Annotated in this window: 13 protein-coding genes; 6 read left to right on the top strand and 7 right to left on the bottom strand. The window is 65.2% G+C overall.

The genetic code is table 11. The features are described from left to right. Window positions 1-37 precede the first annotated feature (37 nt). Window positions 38-1,522, bottom strand: a complete 1,485-nt coding sequence (locus ACRQHG_RS03705; protein ID WP_284889983.1) for a DUF1846 domain-containing protein — start codon at window positions 1,520-1,522, stop codon at window positions 38-40. 287 nt (window positions 1,523-1,809) lie between these two features. On the opposite strand from ACRQHG_RS03705, the gene ACRQHG_RS03700 reads away from it, so the two are divergent. After that, complete coding sequence (locus ACRQHG_RS03700) at window positions 1,810-2,445, top strand: hypothetical protein (protein WP_026429228.1); 636 nt, start codon at window positions 1,810-1,812, stop codon at window positions 2,443-2,445. After that, complete coding sequence (locus ACRQHG_RS03695) at window positions 2,442-3,434, top strand: diaminopimelate dehydrogenase (RefSeq protein ID WP_435719567.1); 993 nt, start codon at window positions 2,442-2,444, stop codon at window positions 3,432-3,434. Before ACRQHG_RS03700 ends, ACRQHG_RS03695 begins: the two co-directional genes overlap by 4 nt. 131 nt (window positions 3,435-3,565) lie before the next feature. On the opposite strand, the gene ACRQHG_RS03690 is transcribed toward ACRQHG_RS03695, so the two are convergent. The 3 genes from ACRQHG_RS03690 to ACRQHG_RS03680 form a co-directional block, all read right to left on the bottom strand. Further along, complete coding sequence (locus tag ACRQHG_RS03690) at window positions 3,566-4,141, bottom strand: flavodoxin (RefSeq protein WP_435719566.1); 576 nt, start codon at window positions 4,139-4,141, stop codon at window positions 3,566-3,568. 135 nt (window positions 4,142-4,276) lie between these two features. Next, window positions 4,277-5,668, bottom strand: coding sequence for an ABC transporter permease family protein (locus ACRQHG_RS03685; protein ID WP_435719565.1), 1,392 nt, complete (start codon window positions 5,666-5,668; stop codon window positions 4,277-4,279). Beyond that, window positions 5,665-6,456 (bottom strand): ABC transporter ATP-binding protein, encoded by a 792-nt coding sequence (locus tag ACRQHG_RS03680; protein ID WP_435719564.1) that lies wholly within the window; start codon window positions 6,454-6,456, stop codon window positions 5,665-5,667. The genes ACRQHG_RS03685 and ACRQHG_RS03680 overlap by 4 nt, the downstream gene beginning before the upstream one ends. 124 nt (window positions 6,457-6,580) lie before the next feature. Here ACRQHG_RS03680 and ACRQHG_RS03675 point away from each other — a divergent pair, with 124 nt between their 5' ends. From ACRQHG_RS03675 to ACRQHG_RS03665, 3 genes are read left to right on the top strand one after another with little or no spacing between them, the layout of a single operon-like run. Then, window positions 6,581-7,708: a sensor histidine kinase gene (locus ACRQHG_RS03675; protein ID WP_435719563.1), complete on the top strand. Its 1,128-nt coding sequence runs from the start codon at window positions 6,581-6,583 to the stop codon at window positions 7,706-7,708. Then, entirely contained in the window at window positions 7,689-8,402 is a 714-nt protein-coding gene (locus tag ACRQHG_RS03670) for a response regulator transcription factor (RefSeq protein ID WP_435719562.1), read from the top strand. Before ACRQHG_RS03675 ends, ACRQHG_RS03670 begins: the two co-directional genes overlap by 20 nt. Before the next feature lie 34 nt (window positions 8,403-8,436). After that, entirely contained in the window at window positions 8,437-11,151 is a 2,715-nt protein-coding gene (locus tag ACRQHG_RS03665) for an ATP-dependent RNA helicase (protein ID WP_435719561.1), read from the top strand. A 108-nt stretch (window positions 11,152-11,259) separates the two neighbouring features. On the opposite strand, the gene ACRQHG_RS03660 is transcribed toward ACRQHG_RS03665, so the two are convergent. Together ACRQHG_RS03660 and ACRQHG_RS03655 are read right to left on the bottom strand one after the other, a co-directional pair. Further along, window positions 11,260-11,721, bottom strand: coding sequence for a hypothetical protein (locus tag ACRQHG_RS03660; RefSeq protein ID WP_435719559.1), 462 nt, complete (start codon window positions 11,719-11,721; stop codon window positions 11,260-11,262). Next, window positions 11,714-12,406, bottom strand: coding sequence for a hypothetical protein (locus ACRQHG_RS03655; protein WP_435719558.1), 693 nt, complete (start codon window positions 12,404-12,406; stop codon window positions 11,714-11,716). Before ACRQHG_RS03655 ends, ACRQHG_RS03660 begins: the two co-directional genes overlap by 8 nt. A gap of 88 nt (window positions 12,407-12,494) precedes the next feature. On the opposite strand from ACRQHG_RS03655, the gene ACRQHG_RS03650 reads away from it, so the two are divergent. Continuing rightward, complete coding sequence (locus ACRQHG_RS03650) at window positions 12,495-13,286, top strand: hypothetical protein (protein WP_435719556.1); 792 nt, start codon at window positions 12,495-12,497, stop codon at window positions 13,284-13,286. Here the strand turns inward: ACRQHG_RS03650 and ACRQHG_RS03645 are convergent. Continuing rightward, window positions 13,260-14,306, bottom strand: coding sequence for a hypothetical protein (locus ACRQHG_RS03645; protein WP_435719555.1), 1,047 nt, complete (start codon window positions 14,304-14,306; stop codon window positions 13,260-13,262). The two genes, ACRQHG_RS03650 and ACRQHG_RS03645, sit on opposite strands and share 27 nt — an antisense overlap. Window positions 14,307-14,314: the final 8 nt, after the last annotated feature.

Raw genomic sequence — 14,314 nt, 5'->3', positions numbered from 1 at the left:
TGCCCGCCAAGCCACGTGGGCCAACTCGCGCGCTCTGCTACTTCCGATACAGCGTTTTACGCTGGTAATGCGGTTCGCTGGTGACATTCACGCCGAGGGAACGGAAAATACCATCGTCCACGGAGCCGAGGATCGTGGTGGTATGCACATCGCAATTCTGCAGATCCTTGAGCTTGCTCAGCGCCGCCGCCGCGGTGGGATCCGAGGCCGCCGAAACCGAGAGCGCGATAAGCACTTCATCGGTATGCAGGCGCGGATTGCGTGAACCCAGGTGCTCCGTCTTGAGGGTCTGGATCGGGGTGATGGCCTCCGGGGCCAGCAGCTTGACCGAATCATCAATACCGGCCAGCACCTTGAGCGCATTAAGCAAAACAGCGGCGGAACAGCCCAGCAGCTCCGAAGTTTTCCCGGTCACGATTCTGCCATCGGGCAGCTGCAGCGCGGCGGCCGGCCCGCCCGTGGCCTCGGCCTTGCGCAGCGCCGGGGGCACCACCGGCCGGTCGGTGCCGGTCACCCCGAGCTTGGCCATAATGAGGGCGATGCGTTCGGAACATACCGGCTCAGATTCGCTGCGCTTCTCATCGACAAGCGCGCGGTAATACCGGCGAATGACTTCCTGGCGGGCGGCTTCGCGGCAAACGTCGTCGTCGGAAATACAATATCCCACCATGTTAACGCCCATATCCGTGGGGGATTTGTACGGCGTTTCCCCGGAAAGTTCGCGGAGCAGCAGGCTGAGCAGCGGGAATACCTCGACGTCGCGATTGTAATTAATCGTTTGCACGCCGTAAGCGACCAGGTGGAAGGGGTCGATCATATTGACGTCGTCCAGATCGGCCGTTGCCGCTTCGTAAGCAAGGTTGACCGGGTGATCCAGCGGAATATTCCACACCGGGAAAGTCTCAAACTTCGCGTAATTGGAGGTGATGGAACGCTGGTGATCGTGGTAGAGCTGCGAGAGGCAGGTGGCGAGCTTGCCGGAACCCGGGCCGGGCGCCGTTACCACAATAAGATCGCGCTGCGTTTCCACGTATTCGTTCTTCCCGAAACCGTCCTCGGAAACGATGAGCGCGGTATTGGAGGGGTAGCCCGGGATGCGGCGATGGCGCGCCACATTGAGACCCAATTTAATAAGACGACGGCGGAAATCCCGCGCCTCGTGGTTATCTTCCTCGTACTGGGTGAGCACCACGGAATTGACCATAAAACCGGCTTCGCGGAACACATCCACGAGGCGCAGCACCTCATCCTCATAAGAAATGCCCAGGTCAGCGCGGTGCTTCGCCTTGAGATCGCGCGCGTTAGCGGCCACCACAATCTCCAGCTCGTCCTTCAATTCGGCCAGCATCGCAATTTTGTTATCCGGGGTGAAACCGGGCAGCACGCGCGAGGCGTGGAAATCATCGAAAAGCTTCCCGCCCATTTCCAGGTAGAGCTTCCCGCCGATCTTTTCGCGGCGCTCCCTAATTTTCTGGGACTGGAGCTTAATGTATTTTTCCCGATCAAATCCGATGCTCTGCAATGAGGGGATATGGGGGGAAGGGGAAGGGGTTTCTGTAGTAGGGATGGAGTTACGCGCGTTGTTATCAGCCACGCCGGATCGCCTCTCTCGGTCACCTCAGCAGTACCGACAAAGTGTAGCGCCTCGCGCCGGATTTCGCATCGAGCCGGTGGGCGTGTGCGGGCGCGCGGTGCATTCGGGCTGGCGGCGAGGGCGCGAACGCTGCGGGCGGGCAAACCCGGGCGTGTTTAAACCGTTGCGCTCATCGATTGAGTCCGCAACAATAGGGGGCGATGCTGGGAGGAGATATGCCAAAGATTTCTGCACCAACGGTCCGCGAGCATCGGGAAATGATGATAGCCCGGCTCGTGGATGCGGCGGAAAAGATTCTCAAAGACGAGCCGGGCAAACCGCTCTCGGCCGGGGCGGTGGCTGCGGCTGCGGGTATCGCGCGCAACTCCATTTACCGCTATGTCGGGTCGGTTGAAGACCTGCGCTTGTTGGTGCTCGAACGCAATGTGCCCAAGTGGCGCGCCAAGGTGATGGGCCAGGTGGATATGAATGCCGAACCGCGCGAACGCCTCGCGCAGTTGGTGGTGGCCTGCATCCGCCAGTCCGGCCAGCGCGACTCGCATAAATGGCTCATGGGCCTCATGCGCGCGGCACGCGGGAAAGGTTCGGAAAAGGCCACGGCGCATACCAAGATGGGCGTGGATAAAGCCCACACTTTCTTCACCGACGCCCTCAAAATGTGCTGGAAAGATACCGGCATCGCGCATCCCGATATTTGGACCTCATTCAGCCGCGCCCTCATTTCCGACGCATTTCGCCAGGTGGAAACCGGCGCGTCGCTCGAGGACGTGTGCCGGATTGCCCGCCACACTATTCTTGCTATGTCCGCCGGGCATACAGATGACGAACTCGAGAAAGAACCACAGGCATGACACACGCGCGCATCGCGATCAACGGCTACGGCAACCTGGGCCGCGGGGTGGAACAGGCCCTCAGCCTCGCCCCCGACCTGGAGCTGGTGGGGGTCTTCACCCGCCGCGAAGGCGTTATGACCGCCTCCGGCCCGGCCTTCCCCGCCGCCGAACTCACCGATCCGCAGCTGCGCGCCCGCTGGACCGGCAAAATCGACGTCGTTATCAACTGCGGCGGCTCGAAATCGGACCTCGATACGCAAACGCCGCTGGTCGCCTCCGGTTTTAACGTGGTGGATTCTTTTGATACACACGCGCGGATTCCTGCGCATTTCGAACAGGTCGACGACGCCGCCCGCGCGGCCGGCACCCTCGCTCTCATTTCCGCCGGTTGGGATCCGGGCCTGTTTTCGCTTCAGCGATTGCTGGCCGAGGCGGTTTTGCCGGCTGGGCACTCGGAAACTTTCTGGGGGCCGGGGCTGTCCCAGGGACATTCGGATGCGGTGCGGCGGGTGTCGGGCGTGAAAAACGCGGTGCAGTACACCGTTCCCAAGGAGCAGGTGCGGGCCGCGGCCCTGGCCGGGCAAACGGAAGGCCAGCTCAGCGCGGGCGATAAGCATCGCCGGATCGTTTACGTGGTCTTGGAAAGCGGGGCGGATCCGGAGGCGGTGCGCCAGGCCATCGTAACGATGCCGAATTACTTTGCAGAATACGAAACTGAGGTCCACGTGATCTCTGAGGAGGAGTTCGCCGCGGAACACACCGGCATGGCCCACGGTGGTGACGTGATTCGGCACGGAACCACTTCGCCGGGGACGTCGCACGCCCTGCATTTCAACCTCGCGCTGGATTCCAATCCGGAATTCACCGGCTCGGTGCTGGTGGCATGCGCCCGCGCGGTGGCGCGGATGCATGCACGCGGGGAACGCGGCGCGGTTACCCTCTTCGATGTTCCGCCGGCTTTGCTCCATCCGGCCAGCGCGGCGCAGCTACGCGCGGATTTGCTGTAGGGCGGGTTTCCGGTAGTTATCCTCGCGACTTGCTATGCCTTGGGGTATGTTCACCGCGTGAAAAAAGCTCAGAATTCGGAGTAAGGGCTGTTCCTTGATGAACTTGAGGAGGGCCGCGAACTTGGGATCCGCTAAATCAAATTCGCGGAGGCGAGCCATTCCTCCAGCGCGCTATCCGTGGTTGCCTCGTGGATATTCTCACCGCGCACGGAGAAGGGCACGCCGGTGGTTGCCTCCGGGGCCAGGTTCGTGAACGTCGATTCGATTTCCACCTTCGGCGAGCCAGACCAGGTGGTGAACGGCAGCACCAGCTGGTCCGTGAGCCCGGCAGATTTCAGGTAGGTCTGCACCACCGGGGGGACCTGCTCGCACCACACCGGGAAACCGACAAGCACGACGTCGTACCCACTCGCGCTGGGCGCCGGGGCCGCAAGCTCCGGGTAAATGCCCTCCGCAAGTTCGCGGGTGGATTGGGCGTGCGTCTCATTCGGATCCGCGGGATAGGGATGCGCGGGGACAATCTCAAAAGTATCCGCACCCAGGCGCGCCGCGATTTTTTCCGCCAGCACCTTGGTGTTTCCAATCTCGAGGTTACGTACCTCGCCGTCCCAGAAATTCAGGCCGGCACGCGAGAAGAAAGCTACGAGACAGCGCGGGCGGGGCGCATCCGCCGGCGTTTCCTGCTGAGCCGCACGAATTTCTGACATCGGAATTTCCTTCCCGCGAAGCGAGCCCTCCGCACTGAGAATTGTGACCTGAACATCATCCATTCTGCCACCGAGCCCGGGCTACCAGCGGGTCTTTATACCCGGGGCGTCCACGCTTGATTCCTGAATTGTTTCTCAATCATTCGCGCGCCCGCGCGCCAGCACCACCCGAGTTTCCAGCGGCGTGACCACCAGAATGCTCGCCAGGCACATGGCCAAACCAATAACCGTAATGACACCGAGTTTCGTGAAAGCGGCGGTATCCAAGCGGGCACCCCACGAGTAATTCGTCATAAGAGACATACCGACTCCGAGCGCGGTGGTCAGCGCCGTCGTTACTACTAGGGGAATAAAAGTTTGCAGGATCCGAATCCGCGTGAAAACCGCCGTGGGGAAACCGAGGAAACGCAAGGACTGCGTCTGCTGCGCCGATTCAAAAACGAGGGAGGCGTGATTCGTGAGACTGGAGAGCGCCACCACCGCGAAACCGAAACCGAGGGTCACCATGACGCCCGTGCCGATATCGGCAGAGACCAAGCGAATCGCCACCGAATCCGAACCGCTGCGCTCGGGAAGCGTGGAGGTGTAGCCACCGATGAAGCACAGCAACGCGAGCGTGGAGACACTGCGCCACACCGCGCGCGGATCGTTGAGAATCCGCCGCGCCGCCATGAGCAGCGACGCGCGGCGCGAGCGTGTGAGGGGATAGGCTAGCGCCTGAATAATAAAGGAAGCGGCCACCGAAAGCGCGAAAAGGAAGACCAGCAGCACGCCCGCCATCATGACGATTTGCACGATGGGCGTAGAACCGCCACGCGCATTAGCCACCAGCACATACATAATTCCGGCGACGACGAGCACCCCCAGGCGCCACGCTCGCAGCGCACGCGGAGTTTCGCGGCGCGCCACCCCCAGGGGTGAAATCGATACCCGCATCAGCCCGCCGAGCGCCGATACCAGGGTCACCACGAAGAGCAGCGCAATAACCGCGGCAATGAAGGAAACCGGCAGCAGCATCTGGCTTGGGTTAATGGGCAGCCCGAGGAAGCTCAGCGCGCGCCAGCCCGGCAGGGTCACCAGGTAGAGCACCGTGCCCAGCGCGGTGCCCAGCAACCACTGCACCACCGTTTCGCACAGCGAGATCGCAATCGTCTGGCTGCGGGTGGTGCCAACCAGGCGCAGGGAAGCCAGGCGCTGGGAACGATCCTGCGCGCCTAAGCGCGCGGCCCCGGAAGCCAGGGAAGAAATGGGGATAACTAGGAGCGCCCCGGCGAAAAGTGCCAGGCCAAGGCACATTTCCGTCAGGCCGGCACCCATGGTCTCGCTCAGGGCTTCGAGGTGGGCGGCCATGGCCAGACTCGGGTGGAAATTCCAGTTATAGAACATGAAGATGCCGCCGGCGATGGTGAGGGCCATGGTGGCTGCCAGCGTGAAACTGAGGACCGCGAGGATATCCAGCCAGGCGTTCCCGGTGCGGGCGCGCAGCCGCGCCAGGGTGAGGCGGGGCGCGAAGGAGAGGACTTTCATTGCAGCTCGCCCCCGTTCGCGGTGGTGGTGCCGGGTTGGGGTGCGCCGGGGTGCGCCGTGCCGGGGCGCGCCGTACCGGGCTGTTCCGCCGCCGGAGCGTTAGCCGAATCGGCGTGAATAACGCCGTCGCGAATTTCCACGAGGCGTTCGCACCAGGCCGCCACATTCGGGTCGTGGGTAACAATAATGAGGGTGGCCCCGCTCATTTTCGCGGCGGTGGTGAGGATTTGGGTGACCTCATGGCCGGTGGCCTGATCGAGGGCGCCGGTGGGTTCATCAGCGAAAACCACCGCCGGCTGGCCCGCCAAAGCCCGCGCAATGGCCACGCGCTGGAGCTGCCCGCCGGACATCTCCCCCGGGCGGCGGTGGCGTTCGGGTTCCACCCCGAGGCGCGCCAGCCACATATCCGCTGCGGCCAGCGCCTCCCGCCGAGGCTTGCCCTGGAGCAGCAGCGGCACCGCCACATTTTCCCGGGCCGGCAGCTCGGGGACCAGCTGACCATCCTGGAAAACGAAACCGAAATTCTCCAGGCGCATTTTCGAGCGCTGCCCGTCGGACATATCGGAAATCGGCTCATTGCCCAGTAGTACCGTGCCGGTGGTGGGCGCGATGATCCCGGCCAGGCAGTGCAGCAGCGTGGACTTACCCGAACCGGAAGGCCCCATAATCGCCACCGACTGCCCGCCCGGAATGCGTAGCGAGACCTGGCGCAGCGCCGCCACGTTCCCAAAATTCTTCGTGAGATTATTCGCCACCAGATCCGGGGCGACGTTCTGTGCTGTGTTCATGGCTCTAGTCAACTTCCGATTGGCCGGCGGCGGCAGGGCTCGTACTCCACACTTATGGTAGAGCTAGGTCTACCATTCCTGGATTTGCGCGTGGTGGCGGGCGGTGCCCGGCTACCATGGCGGTATGACAACGCAGAGCGCCATGCACATGGATAACACCCGCGTGGTGGCCGAACAGCTCCGCCGCGCCACGATGCGCGGGGTGCTCGCCGGCGGACTCGGCACCATCGCCCTGGTATTCGTGGTGGTGGCGGGGCTCTCCCTGCTCGGCGGATTCAGCCCGATTCCAATCATCATCGGGCTGGCCGGACTGCTGGCCCTGAGTGGGGCTGCATGGATAGTGTGGCGCGGGAACGGGAGGGCGCTCGCGGACGTGGCTCCGGCGTCGTCGACCTGGATGGCGCGACCATCCGATCATCGCGATGTGGTGCACGCGCAACGCTCCATTGCCGCGGCTTTTGAAATTGAACGGCGCCGCATCGAACGCGATCTGCACGACGGCGCCCAGCAGTACCTGGTCGCGACCTCGATGGATGTGGGTGAGGCGGCGTTTCTGCTGGAAGGCGACGCGAACGGAGCGGTGAGCTCGGCGGATCTGGCGGCCGCGCGCGAACGCATGGCATCCGCGCAGGACCGCGCGGAACTCGCCCTCACCTCGCTGCGGCGCACCGTGGCCGGAATCCATCCGAAAGTGCTCTCTGATCTGGGGCTGGAGGCAGCGGTGCGCGACCTGGTGGTCTCCGCGCCGGTGCCGGCCACCCTGCGGGTGCCGCGCCCGCTGCCCGAGATCCCCGAAGGCGTGATCGCCGCCGCGTATTTCACGGTGGCCGAAGCGCTGACGAACGTGGCCAAACACGCGCCCGCCGCCACCGCGACCGTGCTGCTTATTGCCGATGACGACCTCCACCTCAGCATCACCGACACCGGCCCGGGCGGCGTTATCCCGGGCAGCGGCCTGCGCGGGATCGGCGAGCGGCTCGCGGCTTTCGGCGGCAGCCTGCGCATTTCCAGCCCGGTGGGCGGACCCACGGAAATTCGCGCGCGCATCCCGCTGCTGCTCCACCGCGGAGAATGGGGGAGCGGGGCCGGGGTGGCGCGGGCGGCGGAAGCGCCTGCGACGGTTGCGGCGCCGGATCTTGCACGGGGAATGGTGGCGCCCGCGACGATTGAGGCGCCGGACGTTGCGCCAGACGTTGCGCCGGAAACCGAAAATTCGAGAACGGAGGGGACGGATGCGTCTGGTTGTTGCTGATGATTCCGCGCTATTTCGCGAGGGGCTGTGCGGGCTGCTCGAGCGGCGCGGGCACACGATTGTGGCCACCGCCGCCACCGCACCGGAGCTGAGCGAGACGGTGCGCGCGGCCGCCGCCCGCGGGGAGGCCCCCGACCTGGTCATTACCGATGTGCGCATGCCACCCACCATGAGCGACGACGGCCTGCGCGCCGCCGTGGACCTGCGCCGCGAATTCCCATCCCTGGGCATTATGGTGCTCTCCCAGTACGTGGCGCCCGCCTACGCGCGCGAACTTTTCCACCCGGCGGCGGGTGGGGGCACACATAAAACCGCGGATGGAAACGAAGATGACGCGCCCGGTGGCCTGGGGTATTTGCTCAAAGATCGCGTGGCGCGGGTGGCGGATTTCGTGCGGTCCCTGGAAATTGTGGGGGTGGGTGGCGTGGTCGTGGATCCGGATGTTGCGGCCCAATTAATGGCGACGACGCCGTCACTTCTCACCGAGCTCACCTCCCGCGAACGTGAAATCCTGGAACTCATGGCGCGTGGATATGCCAATTCAGCAATTGCCGCCGAGCTTTATCTCACCGGAGCGACCGTCTCCAAACACGTGGCAAATATTTTCCTCAAGCTGGGGATGCAGCCCGGGGAAGAAAACCGCCGGGTGCGGGCGGTGCTGGCCTATCTGACGGAAACCTCGCGCGCGGGCTGAAAATCGTGTCGCAGGCCCGTGGGAGAATGGGAGCATGACCTCGGATCCCTGCGTTCGCCTGCTCGCTGCCCCGCCCTCGCTGCCGGTAGCAGCCCACCTCGATGAGGTGCGCGCCGCGCTGCCGCTCGCGGTGGTGAGCGCCCCGCCGGGAACCGGGAAAACCACGCTCATTCCGCCGCTGGTGGCCAGCGCGCTCGCGGAAGGCGCGCGTGGAGGAACCGATGTGGGCGGTACTGGGCCCGGGCGGGTTCTCGTGATTCAGCCGCGCCGGGTGGCTGCGCGGGCTGCGGCTCGGCGCCTGGCCGAACTGTTTGGGGAACCGGTAGGCGCCACCGCCGGCTATAGCGTGCGCGGGGATTCCCAGGTAAGCCGGGAAACTCGCATTGAAATGATCACCCCCGGTATCGCGGTGCGTCGCCTGCAAAGTGACCCGGAATTGCGCGGTATCGGCGCGCTCATTTTCGACGAAGTACACGAACGGCACCTCGATGCCGATCTGGCCCTCGCCCTCGCCCTGGAAGCCCGCGCGGCGTTCCGCCCCGATCTTTTGCTGGTGGCCATGTCCGCCACCGTGGAATCCCAGCGCACCGCGGCGTTGCTGGAGGCGGGGGCCGCAGCGCCCGGGGAAGCCCCGCGGATCGTGGATATTCCGGGCGTGCTCCACCCCCTCACCCTGCGCTACGCACCACCTGGCCGCGGGGAAGAACCCCTGGGCACAATTTCGCGGGACGGTGCGCTCGGGGTGCGCCGGGAATTCCTAGCGCACGTAGCTCGGGTGGTGGAACGCGCTTTTAGGGAGGTGGAGTTCGGCGATATTTTGGTGTTCCTGCCCGGAGTGCGGGAAGTGGAGCACGTGGTTGGCCTGCTCAGCCACCTACCTGCCCGGGTGGCGCCCCTGCACGGCTCCCTGACCGGTGCTCAGCAAGACGCCGCACTTCGCGAAGTTAAGGGAACCCGCAGCATTATTGTGACCACCGCTATCGCAGAATCCTCCCTCACCGTGCCCGGGGTGCGGATCGTGGTCGATAGTGGGCTCTCGCGGGAACCGCGCACGGATTACGCCAGTGGCATCAGCGGGCTCGTCACGGTGCTGGAATCCCAAGCCGCCGGTATCCAACGCGGCGGGCGCGCCGGGCGTTTAGGCCCCGGAACCGTGTATCGGGTCATGAACGAAGCCACCTGGGCCCGCCTCGCCGAACGCTCCACCCCGGAAATCTACACCGCGGATCTCACCGATTTTCTATTGCAAGCAGCTGTATGGGGTGCCCCGGAAGGCCGCGGGCTCGCCCTCCTGGATCCGCCCCCGCAGCCGGCCGTGGCGGCCGGCATGCGCACCCTCACCGCCCTCGGCTGCGTGGCGGCAGAACACAGCGCCGGGGATGATGCGGCCGATGGTGGGACGCTCGGAAGTGAGACGCACGGGAGCACCGTCACCGGTGAGAGTACCGGCGCTGAGCGGGCCTGGCAGGTCACAGACCTGGCCCGCACCCTCGCCCCGCTTCCGGTCAGCACCCGGCTGGGGCGTAGCCTGCTGGAAACCACCCCGCGGCTAGGGGCGAGCACAGCCGCCCAGATCGTTGCCGCGCTCGCGGAATCGCCCCGACTCCCCGGGGCCGATCTGGCACGGTGGCCCACTGCCGTCTCGCCGGCCTGGGCTCGGCAAGCCCAGCGCCTCGAGAAATTAGCCCGCCGCGCCCTGGGCGAAGCCACGGCAGCCGGCAGTGAGCAGAGTAAAACCGGCCCCGCTGGCTCCGGGAAACCCAGCCGCGCTGCCCGCAGTGACGATGCCCTTGCCCTCGTAACCGCCTGGGCGTACCCGGATCTGCTGGCCCGCGCGGTGGATAGCACTTCGGGGCGCTACCTCCTGGCCAACGGCAGCGGGGCGGTACTCCCGCAAGGCTCCCCGCTCCTCGGAACGCCCTGGCTCGCCGTAGCCGAAGTGAGCGCCAGCCAAGGCAGAGCGGATGCACTCATCCGCGCCGCGGTACCCGCCGATGAAGAACTCGCCCGCGAAGCCGGCCGTGGCCTCATCACCGCCGGCACCGCGATCAGCTATCGGAAAGGCCGCCTGCGGGCCCGGGAAACCACCCGGCTAGGAGCCATCGAACTCGCCGGCCGGGATGTAGAGCGCCTCCCGCGCGGCGCCGCCGACGCGTGGGTGAGCACCGCCGCCAGCTCCGGAACCCTCCCGCTGGAATTCACCGCCGGGGCCCAAGCCCTGCGTGAACGCCTCGCCTTCCTCCACACCGTCCTAGGGGAACCCTGGCCGGATATGGAAGAATCCGCACTACGCCAACGCATCGACGAGCTGGCCGGCCCTGAACTCGCTGCCCTCGCGCGGGGCGGCACCTGGGGAAACCTCGGGGCCGGAAATATTGAACGGCTACTTCCCTGGCCGGAAGCCACCAAGCTCGATGAACTCGCTCCCGCCAGTCTCACCATCCCCACCGGAGAGCAACGCACCATCCACTATGAAGGCGGCCGGCCCACCGTCCGCCTCCGCGTCCAAGAAGCCTTCGGCTGGGCCAAAACGCCGCGCCTGGCCGGCGGGCGCATCCCCGTCACCCTTGAACTACTCTCCCCGGCCGCCCGGCCCGTCGCCATCACCGACGACCTCGAAAGCTTCTGGGCCGGCCCCTACGCCCAAGTCAGGGCAGAAATGCGCGGGCGCTACCCGCGCCACCCCTGGCCAGAAAATGGCGCCACCGCCACCCCAACTAAACGCGCCCGCCCGCGCCGCACGGGTTAGAGCCGCTAAATCCGCACCGCTACAATGCCGTGCAGACTGCTCACGCCCGCGCGGGCGGGTAGATAAAGGACACAGCTAAAGTACGCCCAGGTAGCCCCGGGATATACCTCAGTAGCCGAAGGTCAAGGTGCCAGTTTCGTCGTCGTCGGCAAAATCCCGGCGAATAGACGTCGCAGCACCGGCAAGATTACGCAAGCGCGCCCGCAACATCTCAATCGTGAGCCCAGCCATCGGCAAACAAATCCGCAACTGGAGGTGACCACCCGACATCACCGCATCACCATCCAAAAACTCGCCGATTCGCTCCAAAATATCGCGAGTACGAGCCTCCGTCGGCGACTCCACCAGCGATGCCGCCACATACAGCACATCGCCCAAGCCGGGAACATTCGCGTAACTCGCGATCATCTCCTGCTTATCCGACTCCGAACGCCACACCACCTCAAAACGGTAATGCACCCCATCCGGCAGCGCCTGGGCGTGATAATCAGCCACCAGCACCTCATACAGGCCCGCAGCCGTCGTCACATCACGAGAATCGGACGCCTCGCGCCCCGACTTCCTAGACATCAGCCTCCCCCTCCCGGGTAACGTCCGAAAGCGCATCCGCGCCACTCATCGCCCGGGCCTGCGCCGCCACCAAAGCCGCGCAGGCAGCCAACTGCTCGGCCGGAACCGGCAGCGCCACCGCGTAATGAATATGCGCCCGCCCGCCCAGCAGGCGAATCCCGCCAATCGGCAGCGCATCCGCGGCCCGCAGAACCGCGATCAGATCCGGACCGGTCGGGTCAATACCGAAATGCTCCAGCACCGCCGCGGCATTGCGGGAAAGCACCGAGTCAGATTGCGTATCAGATTGTGCATCGGATTGCGTAGTGGGTTGCGCGCCGGTTTCGGCGGTGGGCTCCGTGCCTACTTGCGTGCCTGGCTGAGATGCCGCGTGGGTGCTGGACGCCGCGGAAGCGGCGGCGCCGTCGTACTTACGCAGCTCCGCGCCGGTGAGCACGGGTGCCGCAAGATGAACGACGGCGCGGCTATCGCGCCGGGTGGACTGCCCGGGCCAGGCGGTAACCGGCACCCCGTGAGTGACAAATCGTAAAGCTGGAGTCTCATCCGCCCGCGCGCCCGCATAAGTATCGCGCAGGGCCGCGGCGGCGTCCTCCCATGTTGTGAACTGTGATACCACCTCACCAGTATTCCACGTTGGCGGCAGAATGCGGCACAGGCCGGGCGCGCCGCGTACAATAGAGATCATCCCGTCCACGCTTGTCCGCGGACGGCCCCCTGAGCATCCTCGTGATTTTTCCGCGGCCCTCGAGTAGCAAAGGACGGTACCAGCAGCCATGGCGCATGGAGCACATCTGGCCCCCGAGAGTGACAACCAGGCGGACGCGTCTGCCCTGGATCGGGCCCTGCTTGCCATGGTCGCCGAAGCCGCGCGCCTGACCGCCCCGCGCATGTGGATTAATCGGCTCCGTTTTTCTTCGCGCCGGGCCGCGGTGGCCGCCCGCACCCGCCTGCAACGCAACGGCTGGGTTCAGCAATCGCAGCTGTCCCAATTCGGGCGCTCCAAAGATTCCTGGATGCTCACCCTGTGGTCCGCCACCTCCGTGGATAACGGGGTCGTTGCCGATTCGCGTTCCTACCTGGAGCTTATTGCCGCCGCCACCAACGGGCGTTACCTGGGCTGGGAAGCCTCGCTGCTGCCGGCCCTGCGCGAATGCGATAATCCTGATTATTACCCGGAGGGGAGCATCGGCTGGCTCGCCCCCGGGGATGAGAATTATTTACATGAAGCGCGCGAAGAAGCGAAAAAACTGGTGCCGCGCGGGCGGGAACTGCCCCAGAACCTGCGCGATATATGCGCGCTGCTGCCCGAATTGCGCGGCCAGCGCTCCCGGCAGGCCCTTGCCTCCGGACTCGGGGTGCTCATCGGGGATAGGCTGGTGGCCCACGCGCCCCTTGCCTGGGTGGCCTACCGCCAGCGCGGCGGTTTCTACCCCTGCCTGCTGGGCCTGGAACGCGATACCGCCTACTTCCCCGAATCCATCGTTGCCGAAGCGTACGACGCCGAAGCGGATCTGTGGGAGCGGCTCCAAGAAGCCGTGCTAGAACTGCCCGCGGCCGAGCACTAGCGAATACCGCGCCGCGCCTTGGATTTGGCTGGCAATCCACCCGGGCCGCTGCCCGCTAATTTCAAAAGCGTGGCTGAAATAAAGATCCGTGCCGTGCACCACCACCCCGCCGAGCGGGAGAGCCGCGGCTTGGCGGGCAGCCTCCCGCACCGCATCCGCGCTAGCATCGCCCAGCCGCAAGGTCACGGCCGCGCTATCCGCCCCGCTCACCAGGGTATTGCGCAGCATCACCACCGGCACCTGCGCCCCATCCACCTGAAGCGTAGCCCCGAAACCGTATTCGGCCTGAGCCGCATCGCGCTGCCCGAGCAGCGGAGCGAGCGCGGAAACCAAACCGTTCCAGCGATACACCCCGGCCGTGCCCAGCAGCTCATCAAAACGAGCATCCACCCCGGCCGGATCCGTGAACTGATCAGCATCCCCGGGCGCATTGCCCACAAAAGGATTCATTTCCGGGCGCGCGGAAAACGTATCCTCCAGAATATCCCCGGCACCGGCTACCGCTTCCGGCCCGAAAAGATCATCTTTCGTGGGGGGAACGTTATCGAGACCGCGCACGAACACCGCGGTAGCGTCAATAGCGGCGACGACGAGGAACTTCACCATGCTGGTGAGCCGCGAGAAAGGCAATCCGGCCATGCGCAACGCCAGGTGCAGGACCACATCCTCCCCGACGATACGCACATCGCCCAGAGAAAACGTCTCAAAAACCCAGCCGGCCAGGCCGGTGACATCGATGAGATCCGCCCGGCCCACCGAGCAACGCAGGTTGAGGTAGGAACGCCCCTCCCCATCGCGCGCCGGGGAAAGCTCCACAGTTTTCAGATTGTGCCCGATAGCCACGGCCAGGCGCAGCCCCTCCGTGGATGCCACCGGGCGCATTCCCGCCCGGCACGCGGTCACCACGCGTTCCCAGGTATTAATGATGTAGCCCGGTTCGCCGGGTTCGGCTTCCGGAATATCGCCGAGGGAAGCGGCGATGGTGTCAATTTCCCGACCGATAGCGTCCATCTCATCCATGGGGGAAG

Origin of the sequence: Actinotignum vesiculae, assembly GCF_051267215.1 — a bacterium.
Taxonomy (GTDB): Bacteria; Actinomycetota; Actinomycetes; order Actinomycetales; family Actinomycetaceae; genus Actinotignum; species Actinotignum schaalii.
Note: the sequence above shows the minus strand (reverse complement) of the source record. Positions and strands in the feature narration are given on the sequence as shown.

Excerpts from the sequence above, each read along its gene's own strand:
- ACRQHG_RS03700 (WP_026429228.1), top strand. The coding sequence starts at position 1,810 with ATGCCAAAGATTTCTGCACCAACGGTCCGCGAGCATCGGGAAATGATG.
- ACRQHG_RS03695 (WP_435719567.1), top strand. The coding sequence starts at position 2,442 with ATGACACACGCGCGCATCGCGATCAACGGCTACGGCAACCTGGGCCGC.
- ACRQHG_RS03690 (WP_435719566.1), bottom strand. The coding sequence starts at position 4,141 with ATGTCAGAAATTCGTGCGGCTCAGCAGGAAACGCCGGCGGATGCGCCC.
- ACRQHG_RS03685 (WP_435719565.1), bottom strand. The coding sequence starts at position 5,668 with ATGAAAGTCCTCTCCTTCGCGCCCCGCCTCACCCTGGCGCGGCTGCGC.
- ACRQHG_RS03680 (WP_435719564.1), bottom strand. The coding sequence starts at position 6,456 with ATGAACACAGCACAGAACGTCGCCCCGGATCTGGTGGCGAATAATCTC.
- ACRQHG_RS03675 (WP_435719563.1), top strand. The coding sequence starts at position 6,581 with ATGACAACGCAGAGCGCCATGCACATGGATAACACCCGCGTGGTGGCC.
- ACRQHG_RS03670 (WP_435719562.1), top strand. The coding sequence starts at position 7,689 with ATGCGTCTGGTTGTTGCTGATGATTCCGCGCTATTTCGCGAGGGGCTG.
- ACRQHG_RS03665 (WP_435719561.1), top strand. The coding sequence starts at position 8,437 with ATGACCTCGGATCCCTGCGTTCGCCTGCTCGCTGCCCCGCCCTCGCTG.
- ACRQHG_RS03660 (WP_435719559.1), bottom strand. The coding sequence starts at position 11,721 with ATGTCTAGGAAGTCGGGGCGCGAGGCGTCCGATTCTCGTGATGTGACG.
- ACRQHG_RS03655 (WP_435719558.1), bottom strand. The coding sequence starts at position 12,406 with ATGATCTCTATTGTACGCGGCGCGCCCGGCCTGTGCCGCATTCTGCCG.
- ACRQHG_RS03650 (WP_435719556.1), top strand. The coding sequence starts at position 12,495 with ATGGCGCATGGAGCACATCTGGCCCCCGAGAGTGACAACCAGGCGGAC.
- ACRQHG_RS03645 (WP_435719555.1), bottom strand. The coding sequence starts at position 14,306 with ATGGATGAGATGGACGCTATCGGTCGGGAAATTGACACCATCGCCGCT.